This is a genomic window from Oceanivirga salmonicida, from assembly GCF_001517915.1.
Lineage (GTDB): Bacteria > Fusobacteriota > Fusobacteriia > Fusobacteriales > Leptotrichiaceae > Oceanivirga > Oceanivirga salmonicida.
This window is the reverse complement of the sequence record NZ_LOQI01000063.1, coordinates 1-9,358: the sequence shown is the minus strand read 5'-3', so window position 1 is coordinate 9,358 and position 9,358 is coordinate 1. Positions and strand designations below refer to the sequence as shown.

12 protein-coding genes are annotated in these 9,358 nt (G+C 26.1%); all 12 read left to right on the top strand.

Translation table 11 applies throughout. The features are described from left to right. Positions 1 to 584, top strand: a 584-nt coding sequence (locus tag AWT72_RS07110; protein WP_067142955.1) for a bifunctional 2-keto-4-hydroxyglutarate aldolase/2-keto-3-deoxy-6-phosphogluconate aldolase, incomplete at its 5' end; no start/stop codon positions are given. A gap of 105 nt (positions 585 to 689) precedes the next feature. After that, on the top strand, positions 690 to 1,673 hold the full coding sequence (locus tag AWT72_RS07105) for a TRAP transporter substrate-binding protein (protein ID WP_067142953.1): 984 nt from the start codon (positions 690 to 692) through the stop codon (positions 1,671 to 1,673). Positions 1,674 to 1,698: 25 nt separating this feature from the next. Continuing rightward, entirely contained in the window at positions 1,699 to 2,172 is a 474-nt protein-coding gene (locus AWT72_RS07100; RefSeq protein WP_067142949.1) for a TRAP transporter small permease, read from the top strand. After that, a complete protein-coding gene (locus AWT72_RS07095) occupies positions 2,166 to 3,434 on the top strand; it encodes a TRAP transporter large permease (RefSeq protein WP_067142946.1) in 1,269 nt (422 codons plus the stop codon). The genes AWT72_RS07100 and AWT72_RS07095 overlap by 7 nt, the downstream gene beginning before the upstream one ends. Positions 3,435 to 3,452: 18 nt before the next feature. Next, positions 3,453 to 4,469 carry a zinc-binding alcohol dehydrogenase family protein gene (locus AWT72_RS07090; protein ID WP_067142942.1) on the top strand — a complete coding sequence of 339 codons (1,017 nt, stop codon included), beginning with the start codon at positions 3,453 to 3,455 and terminating at the stop codon, positions 4,467 to 4,469. Positions 4,470 to 4,731: 262 nt separating this feature from the next. Beyond that, positions 4,732 to 5,262: a chromate transporter gene (locus tag AWT72_RS07085; protein WP_067142939.1), complete on the top strand. Its 531-nt coding sequence runs from the start codon at positions 4,732 to 4,734 to the stop codon at positions 5,260 to 5,262. Next, on the top strand, positions 5,259 to 5,774 hold the full coding sequence (locus AWT72_RS07080; RefSeq protein WP_067142936.1) for a chromate transporter: 516 nt from the start codon (positions 5,259 to 5,261) through the stop codon (positions 5,772 to 5,774). Before AWT72_RS07085 ends, AWT72_RS07080 begins: the two co-directional genes overlap by 4 nt. Before the next feature lie 205 nt (positions 5,775 to 5,979). Continuing rightward, positions 5,980 to 6,195 (top strand): hypothetical protein, encoded by a 216-nt coding sequence (locus AWT72_RS07075; RefSeq protein ID WP_067142933.1) that lies wholly within the window; start codon positions 5,980 to 5,982, stop codon positions 6,193 to 6,195. Positions 6,196 to 6,204: 9 nt separating this feature from the next. Next, positions 6,205 to 7,284 carry a peptide-methionine (R)-S-oxide reductase MsrB gene (gene msrB, locus AWT72_RS07070; protein WP_067142930.1) on the top strand — a complete coding sequence of 360 codons (1,080 nt, stop codon included), beginning with the start codon at positions 6,205 to 6,207 and terminating at the stop codon, positions 7,282 to 7,284. A gap of 10 nt (positions 7,285 to 7,294) precedes the next feature. Next, positions 7,295 to 7,960, top strand: a complete 666-nt coding sequence (locus AWT72_RS07065; protein ID WP_067142927.1) for a cytochrome c biogenesis CcdA family protein — start codon at positions 7,295 to 7,297, stop codon at positions 7,958 to 7,960. Positions 7,961 to 7,970: 10 nt separating this feature from the next. Next, positions 7,971 to 8,447, top strand: coding sequence for a redoxin family protein (locus AWT72_RS07060; protein ID WP_067142924.1), 477 nt, complete (start codon positions 7,971 to 7,973; stop codon positions 8,445 to 8,447). Between the two features lie 60 nt (positions 8,448 to 8,507). Then, positions 8,508 to 9,254, top strand: coding sequence for a response regulator transcription factor (locus AWT72_RS07055; RefSeq protein WP_067142921.1), 747 nt, complete (start codon positions 8,508 to 8,510; stop codon positions 9,252 to 9,254). The last annotated feature ends 104 nt before the right edge of the window (positions 9,255 to 9,358 follow it).

Sequence of the window (9,358 nt, the reverse complement as noted above, 5' to 3'; positions counted from 1 at the left end):
CAAGTGAAGAAGCATATATAATATCTGAGAAAATAATAGAAGGTGGAATAAAAATAATAGAATTAACTTTTACAACACCAAATGCAGATGAAACTATAAAATTACTTTCAAAAAAATATGAAAATAATGAAGTTATTATAGGAGCAGGAACTGTTATTGATAATATAACAGCAAGAATTGCAATTTTAAATGGTGCAAAATTTATAGTTAGTCCTAATTTAGATGTTGAAATTGCATTATTATGTAATAGATATTCAATACCATATATTCCTGGGTGTGGAAGTGTTACAGAAATATTAAATGCAATGTCATATGGTTGTGATTTGTTAAAATTATTCCCATCAAGTGTATTAGGGGCAGGATTTATAAAAGATATAAAAGGACCGATACCTAATGCTAATATTATGCCAAGTGGTGGAGTAAGTATAGATAATATTGATGAATGGTTAGAAAAAGGAGCATATGCAATTGGCATAGGTGGAGCTTTGGTGAAAAATGTTAAAGAAAAAGGATATGATAGTATCATTATTGAAGCAAATAAATTTGTTGAAAAGTATCAAAAAATAAAAAATAACATATATTAATTTGTTTTTTAAATAAATTCGTTTACTTTTGGATGTGGACATACAATTATACTTATTGATCTTAGGTTTAGTACATATTTGGAAGTATAAAAGGGGGAAAATATAATGGGAAAATTTAAAATATTAATAACAACATTATTTATGATGTTAATATTTGTAAGTTGTGGTGAAAATAAAGAAGATTCCAAAATAGTTTGGAAATTAGGACATTTAGCTAATGATACACACATATGGCATAAAACAGCTGAAAAATTTGGAGAATTAATAAAAGAAAAAACAGATGGTAAAATAGAAGTGGTTATTTATCCAAACGAATCATTGGGTAGTGAAATAGATAATTTAAATCTTATTCAAAGTGGAACAGCTGATATGACAATAGCTGGAGAATCAATGGCGGCTTATGCACCAAAAGCAGCATTGCTAGCAATACCATATGCCTTTGAAAGTCCAGAACAAATGGTTAAAATTGTAAATAGTGATTTAGGGAGAGAAATTGAACAACAAATTATAGAAAAAGTAAATGTTATACCGATTTATTATCATAAAAGAGCACCAAGAAACTTAACATCAAATAAACCAATTTCTAATTTAGAAGATTTAAAAGGATTTAAAATGAGAGTTCCTAATGTACCTTTGTTTTTAGACGCTTGGAAAGCAGCAGGTGCTCAACCACAGGTTATGGCATTTAGTGAAGTATTTACAGCGTTACAACAAGGTGTTATTTCAGGACAAGAAAATCCATATGATTTAATTTATACAGCTGGATTATATGAAGTACAAAAATATGTGAATGAAACGGAACATGTTAATCAATGGGTTTATGTAGTATTAGGTAAAAATCAATTTGATTCACTTTCAAAAGAACTTCAAGAAAAAGTTATAGAAGCAGCAAAAGAAGCACAAAAATTTGGAGATAATTTATTTGAAAATGAAATTGCAGAATATAAGCAAAAAATAATTGATAAAGGAGTAATTATAAATGATAAGGTAAATAAATCTGAATTTAGAGAAGCTATGAAAATTGCAATTAAGAATAGTTTAACAAAAGAACAGTATGATTTATTTGAAAGAATGCAAAAAATTAAATAATTAAATTATATTTAGGAGATTAATTATGAAAAAATTTTTGATAAAGATATTAGAAATATGTACTTTTTTATCTTTTTCATTTTTAGTTATAAATGTGTTATATCAGATTATAAGTAGAAGATTTTTTCCACAGTTTAGCGTGGTTTGGACAGAAGAAATGTCTAGGTTATTATTTGTATATTCAATTGCTTTTGGAGCACCACTTGCAATTGAAAAAAGAGGATATGTAAATGTGGAAATTTTTCATCATAAACTTAACCCGAGAGTAAAGCGCATATTTGATATTTTAATAGAAATAATATCTATAATACTTTTTTCAATAACGGCATATAAAGGACTTGTTTTTGTGAAATTAGGAATGAATCAACATTCAGTAACTTTAGGTCATAAAATGGGATATGTTTATATTAGTATAGTTGGGACATGTGTTCTCATATCAATATTTAGTATAATGTATTTAAAGGACCTTTTAGTGAAAGGTAGTGAAAAGAAATGGTAGTATTATTGTTTGTAAGTTTTGTAGTATTAATATTTTTAGGAGTACCAATAGCTTTTTCACTTGGGTTATCATCTTTGACATATTTAATATTAAAAGGGATACCACTTTCAATAATAGCTCAAAAAATGTATGTTGGGATTGATTCATTTGTTTTAGTGTGTATACCAGGATTTATCCTAGCAGGAAATTTAATGAATGGTAGTGGAATGACTAAAAGAATTATTAAATTTTCTAATGCATTAGTAGGACCAATTAGAGGAGGTTTGGCTATAGCCAATATAGCTGCCTCAATGATTTTTGCAGGAATATCAGGAACTGCACTTGCAGATACAGCAAGTTTAGGTGCAGTATTAATACCTGCTATGAAAGATGAGGGTTATGATACGGGTTATTCAGTAGCTGTAACAGTATCTTCATCAACAATAGGGCCAATAATTCCGCCAAGTTTACCAATGATAATAGCTGGTACATTAACCGGAATATCAGTTGGTAAATTATTTGTAGCTGGTATTTTTCCTGGAATATTATTGGGATTAGGATTAATGTTAATTTCATATTATTATGCAATTAAAAGAAATTATCCTAAAAGAAAAATGGTTGGTTTTAGAGAGTTTTTTGATGCTTTTAAAGGAGCATTTTGGGCTATATTGATGACATTTTTAATATTATTTGGTATTTTAGGTGGAGTATTTACTCCTACAGAAGCAGCAATAGTTGCAGTAGTATATGGATTAATAGTAGGAAAATTTGTTTATAAAGAATTAAAAATTAAAGATATACCAGTAATTGTTATAGATTCAATTGTTATGACATCTTCTATAATGATATTAGTGGGATTTGCTAACGTATTTGCTTGGATTTTATCTAGTGAAAGAATACCACAAATGATAGCAGATGCTATTTTATCAATATCATCATCTCCAATAGTGATAATATTATTAATAAATGTATTATTATTATTTGTTGGAATGTTTATGGAAACAATAGCAGCATTAGTAATTTTATTTCCTGTTTTATTACCGATAGCATTAGAAATAGGAATGGAACCAACACAATTTGCGATTATATGTGTATTAAATCTTATGATAGGGTTAACAACTCCACCAGTAGGAGTTTGTTTATTTGTGGGGTCAAGTATAGGAAAGATAAGTATATTAGAAGCAACTAAAGCCATATTGCCATTTATTATGGTTAGTTTATTGGTACTTTTATTAGTTTCTTTTGTACCATCAATCACATTATTTTTACCCTCTTTATTATAAATTTAGCAAGGAGAAAAAATGAAAGCAATAAAAATTAATGAAGCAAAAAAAATTGAAATAATTGATGTAGATGAACCAAAAGTTAAGAATGATAAAGATGTTAAGATAAAAATTAAAGTTGTAGGTATATGTGGCTCAGATGCTCATATATATCATGGGACAAATCCTTTAGCTACATATCCTAGAATAATAGGACATGAATTTTCAGGAGAAGTTGTTGAAATAGGTAGTAAAGTAAAAAAATTAAAGATAGGAGATAGAGTTTCAGTAGATCCTATTGTATTTTGTGGAAAGTGTTATCCATGTAAATTGAATAGGCCTAATATTTGTGAAAAACTTAAAGTTTCTGGAGTTCATAGAGATGGTGGAATGCAAGAATACTTTTTGACAACAGAAGAAAAATGTCATGTTTTAAATAAAAATGTTTCGTTTGAAAGAGCAGCATTAGTTGAACCATTTACTATAGCAGCACAAGCTAATTGGAAAGGGAAAGTAAATAAAGATGATTTATTATTAATTATAGGTGCAGGAACTATAGGGTTATGTATATTGATGTATGCAAAAAAAATAGGAGCAAAATGTATAGTTACAGATGTGTTTGATAAAAAACTTGAAAGAGCTAAAGAATATGGTGCGGATTATATAATAAATACAGCAAAAGAAAATTTAGATGTAAAATTATCAAAAATAGAAGATGGAAAAGGTCCGAGTGTTACAATAGACAGTGCTTGTTTACCAGTAACTTTTGAAGATTCAATAAGAGTTACAAAAGAAGGTGGAAGAGTTGTAACTTTAGGGTTTTCAGCAACTCCATCACAATTAGCTTCAATGTATTTTGTTAAAAAAGAATTATCGGTTTATGGTTCAAGGTTACAAACTCACAAATTTCCAATAGTTGTAGAATTATTTAATTCTGGATTTGATGCAAGTAAATTAATTTCACATAAATTTAATTATAAAGATATTGTAAAAGCATTTGATACTTTTGATGATATAAATATTGATACAGTAAAAGTATGTGTATTATTTGATTAATGGTAAAAAATATACATTTATTGAAACTTCAGTTTAAATTTTTAAAAGAAAGGCGAGTAAAGAATTTTAAAGTACATGTTCTTGTTACTCGACTTTTTTATACTTAAGGAAATTATAATCATTAATTTTTTTGTTGTGTTGATAATATGGTAACTTAAAATTTGAAATCTAATAAAAAAAATTATATAATCTCTATTAAGAATATAAAATATATTCATGTATAATAGTAATTAATATAATTTTTAGGGCATAGGTGATTTTTTTGACATTTATTAATTTGTTTTCAAGAATTTTTTTAATAAATTTATTTACTTTTGGAGGGGGTTATACAATTATACCTATAATTGACCAAACCTTTGTTGAAGAATTAAAACTTATAAAAAAAGATGAAATGAAAGATATAATAGCATTAGCAAGTAGTGTGCCAGGGGCATTAGCGGTATCTACTTCTTTTTTAGTAGGTTATAAAATAAAAGGGAAATTAGGTGCTATAATATCAGCATTAGCATCCGTTACACCATGTATAATAGTTATTATGATAATATTTAATATATACAATTTACTTATAAATAATCCTTATGTTAAATCTGTTATGAGGGGAATTGGAGTAACAATTTCTGCTGTTCTTTTAGCAACGGTAATTAAAATGTTGGTGAATCTATTTAAATCAAAAAGAAAATATATTTTTATAACAATATTTATACTAGCATTTATACTAACATATTTTTTTAATGTTCATATAATAATAGTATTAATATTAAGTTCAATATTAGGAAGAGTGGTAAAAATATGATATACATAAAACTTTATTTTACCTTTTTAAATATAGGAATATTAGCATTTGGTGGAGGTTATGCAATTTTACCATTGATACAAAAATATGTAATTGAACAAAATCAATGGTTAGATACAACTACCATGGTAGATTTAATATCTATATCACAAATTACACCTGGGCCTATAGCGATAAATTCAGCTAGTTTTATAGGAAATAAAATTGGTGGAGTAACTGGTTCAATAATTGCAACATTAGGAGTAATTACACCACAAATAATAATTTTAAGTATATTTTTATACTTTGCATTTAAAAAAGCTAATAAATATTTAGTAGGAATAAATGCTGCGGTAGTGGCTTTAGTTTTAATTACAACAATTAAATTGATAAAAATATCGTTATTTTCACATAATGATTATATATTATATATTTTATTTGTTTCAATATTAGTTATGTATTATAAAAAAGTTGATATTATGAAATTAATAGTTTTTGGGGGATTCATCGGTTTAATTAATGGATTTGTCTAATTATATTGTGAAAAAACTAAAATAAATATTGAAATAATAAAAATATAGCACTAAACTCTCGATTAATGCTATAATATTGGTATATAAAATACAATTTAATATGAAATACATATTTAAATTATAAAAAAATCTAATTATATTGAATTTTAAAATTAAAAAATATGTACTACAATTGTATCATAAAAGATGAAAGGAAGTATATATTATGAAAAAATTAATTTTAGTAACTTTATTATCAGGTTTAGCGTTCTCATGTGCGTCAAGCCAAAAAGCGGGGATGGAAAATAAAAAAATGATGCAACATGAAATGTCTATGAAAGAAAAAGACATGATGGATAAAAAAGACAACATGATGAAAGATGGACATAAACATATGCATGATGGAAAAGATAAAATGATGAAAGACAACATGATGAAATAGGTGATAGACATGAAAAAAGGAATAATGGTATTATTTGGAATATTAGCTCTTGTTACAGTAAATCTATTTTCAAAAAATGTAAAGGAAGAAAAAAATATGAAAAATGTAACTAATACAAAAAGTGTAAAAAATACAAAGGATACAAAAAATATGAAATACAGTGAAATATATTTGGCAGGAGGTTGCTTCTGGGGACTTGAAGAATATTTACAAAGACTTGATGGAGTAATTGACGTTATTTCTGGTTATGGAAACGGAAAATTTGATGACACAAGTTATAATAAATTACACATAACAGATCACGCAGAAACAGTACATGTTATATATGATAAAGAAAAAATAAGTTTAAATAAAATATTAGATTACTACTATAGAGTTGTAAATCCTGTAAGTATAAATAAACAAGGAAATGACAGAGGTAGACAATATAGAACAGGTATATATTATGTAGATGCTAATGATTACGATGTAATTAAAAAATCATTAGATAAATTACAAACAAAATATGACAAAAAAATTGCAATCGAATTAGAAAAACTTAGAAACTTCGTAGTTGCAGAAGAATATCACCAAGATTACTTGAAAAAAAATCCAGATGGTTATTGTCATATAGACGTTAGCTTAGCAGATGATGTAGTAGTAAGTGAAGCAGATTATCCAAAATACAGTGAAGAAAAAATAAAACAATTAAATAAATTACAATATGAAGTTACACAAAATGCTGATACTGAAGCAAGTTTTGGAAATAAATATTGGGATTTCTTTGAAGATGGTATATATGTTGATATAGCAAGTGGAGAACCATTATTTTCTTCAAAAGATAAATACAATTCATTCTGTGGTTGGCCAAGCTTTACTAAACCAATAGTTAGAGAAGTAGTAAAATATTCAGAAGATAATAGTTTCAACATGAAGAGAACAGAAGTTAGAAGTAGAAGTGCTAATTCTCATTTAGGACACGTATTTGATGATGGTCCAAAAGATAAAGGTGGTCTTAGATATTGTATTAATAGTGCAGCATTAGACTTTATTCCTTATGACAAAATGGATGAGTTAGGATATGGATACTTGAAAAAATTAGTAAAATAAAGGAGCAAAAATGATAGACATATATTTAGTAAGTATATACATAGCAGGAGTAATTATGTTTTTTTCTCCATGTGTATTTCCAATTCTGCCAGTATATTTGGCAGTCTTGGAACGTGGTGGTAAAAAAATAAGGAATACAATTTTCTTTTTATCAGGATTATCATTCACATTTGTAAGTTTAGGATTTGGAGTAGGGGCATTAGCTGATTATATATATACTCCTACCGTAAGAGTAATAACAGGAATTTTAGTTGTAATATTTGGATTACAACAATATGGAATATTTAACTTAAAAATATTAAACCAAACTAGAATAGTAAATGTAAAGAAATATGAAAATCCAGCAGTGGAGTCATTAATCTTAGGACTTAGTTTTGGTCTTGGATGGACACCATGTGTAGGGCCAATATTAGCAACAGTATTAGCATATGCAGGAGATACTAGTTCAAATATATATGGAGCATTCTTATTATTAGTGTTTGTTTTAGGATTTACAACACCGTTTATAATATTCACATTCTTCTATGATAGATTATCAAATAAATTATCTATTATAAAAAATAATTTAGAGTTTATTAAAAAATTAGGAGCAGTGTTAATAATATTCTTAGGTTTAGGATTAATATTTGATAAGTTCGCATATTTAAGTGCATTTTTCAATAGTATAAGTTTATAAGGAGTAGATTATGAAAAAGATTTTAATAACAATTATGACAATGATTTCATTCTTTAGTTTTGCTAAAAATGAAGCATCAGATATAAAATTAGTAGATTATAATACAAATAAAGTAAAAACAGTTAGTGAATTTAAAGGTAAGACATATGTAAAACTATGGGCGTCTTGGTGTCCAACTTGTCTTTACACTTTAAAAGATGTTGAAGAATTATCAAAAGAAAAACTTGATTTTAATGTAATAACAGTAATTTCACCAGAAAAAATTGGAGAACAAACTAAAGCAGATTTTAAAGAATGGTGGAATGGATTAAACGATTATAAAAATGTAAAAATATATTTTGATGAAGAAGGAGCTTTCATCAAAAAAGCAAGAGTTAGAGGATACCCTACAAATGTTTTCATAAATTCTAAAGGTGAAATTGAAAAAGTTTTAACAGGAGCTATGAGTAATAAGAGAATAAAAGAAGTAATTAAAGGCTTAAAATAATTAAATATTTAAAATAAATAATATAGATAAATATATAAATAATATAAATAGGGGAATATAATGAACATTTTAATAATAGACGATGAAGATATAATAAGAACGAGTATGAGTAGGACTTTAACCAATAGTGATTTAGAGATTAAAGATATTTTTGAGGCCTCAAATAGTGATGAGGCCGATGATATACTTTCTAATAATAGTGTCGATATAATTTTAATGGACATAAATATGCCCCTAAAAAACGGCTTAGAATTGTCAAAAGAAATTAAAGAAAAAAATCCAAATATTATGATAGGTATAATATCTGGGTATGATTATTTTGATTATATGAGAGAAGCAATAAAAATAGGTGTAGATGATTATATATTGAAGCCTACAACTAGAAATGATATAATCGAAATGACAAAAAGATTGATAAAAAAGAAAACAAAAAAAATAAAAGAAAACTATGTTGCAGATAGTGATATAGAAATTGAAAAAGATAATATAGATGAAGTATTAGGGAAATATATTTTTAAAAGTGAGTTTAATTTATCATATTTAGCTGAAAAACTAAGTTTTAGTAAAGGGTATCTTAGCATTCTTTTTAAAAAGAAATATGGACTTAGTTTTCAAGACTATGTGTTAAAAGTTAGAATGGAAAAAGCTGTACTTTTATTACTTAGTACTAATCTTAAAAATTATGAAATATCAGAAATGATAGGTTTTGATTCAGTTTATTATTTTAATGATAGATTTAAAAAATATTATGGGAAATCCCCACAAGAATATAAAAAAGAAATTGTAAGAGGCAATAATGAAAATTAAAAGTATAGGTGTAAAAATGGTAATTTACCATTTTTTAGCTAATATTACCATATTTATAGTAATAGCAATAGTATTATTTAATTTTTTAAGTAGTCAAATTATTA

Coding starts and splice junctions, on each gene's coding strand:
- AWT72_RS07075 (WP_067142933.1), top strand. CDS start 5,980: ATGAAAAAATTAATTTTAGTAACTTTATTATCAGGTTTAGCGTTCTCA.
- msrB (WP_067142930.1), top strand. CDS start 6,205: ATGAAAAAAGGAATAATGGTATTATTTGGAATATTAGCTCTTGTTACA.
- AWT72_RS07090 (WP_067142942.1), top strand. CDS start 3,453: ATGAAAGCAATAAAAATTAATGAAGCAAAAAAAATTGAAATAATTGAT.
- AWT72_RS07080 (WP_067142936.1), top strand. CDS start 5,259: ATGATATACATAAAACTTTATTTTACCTTTTTAAATATAGGAATATTA.
- AWT72_RS07105 (WP_067142953.1), top strand. CDS start 690: ATGGGAAAATTTAAAATATTAATAACAACATTATTTATGATGTTAATA.
- AWT72_RS07065 (WP_067142927.1), top strand. CDS start 7,295: ATGATAGACATATATTTAGTAAGTATATACATAGCAGGAGTAATTATG.
- AWT72_RS07060 (WP_067142924.1), top strand. CDS start 7,971: ATGAAAAAGATTTTAATAACAATTATGACAATGATTTCATTCTTTAGT.
- AWT72_RS07100 (WP_067142949.1), top strand. CDS start 1,699: ATGAAAAAATTTTTGATAAAGATATTAGAAATATGTACTTTTTTATCT.
- AWT72_RS07055 (WP_067142921.1), top strand. CDS start 8,508: ATGAACATTTTAATAATAGACGATGAAGATATAATAAGAACGAGTATG.
- AWT72_RS07095 (WP_067142946.1), top strand. CDS start 2,166: ATGGTAGTATTATTGTTTGTAAGTTTTGTAGTATTAATATTTTTAGGA.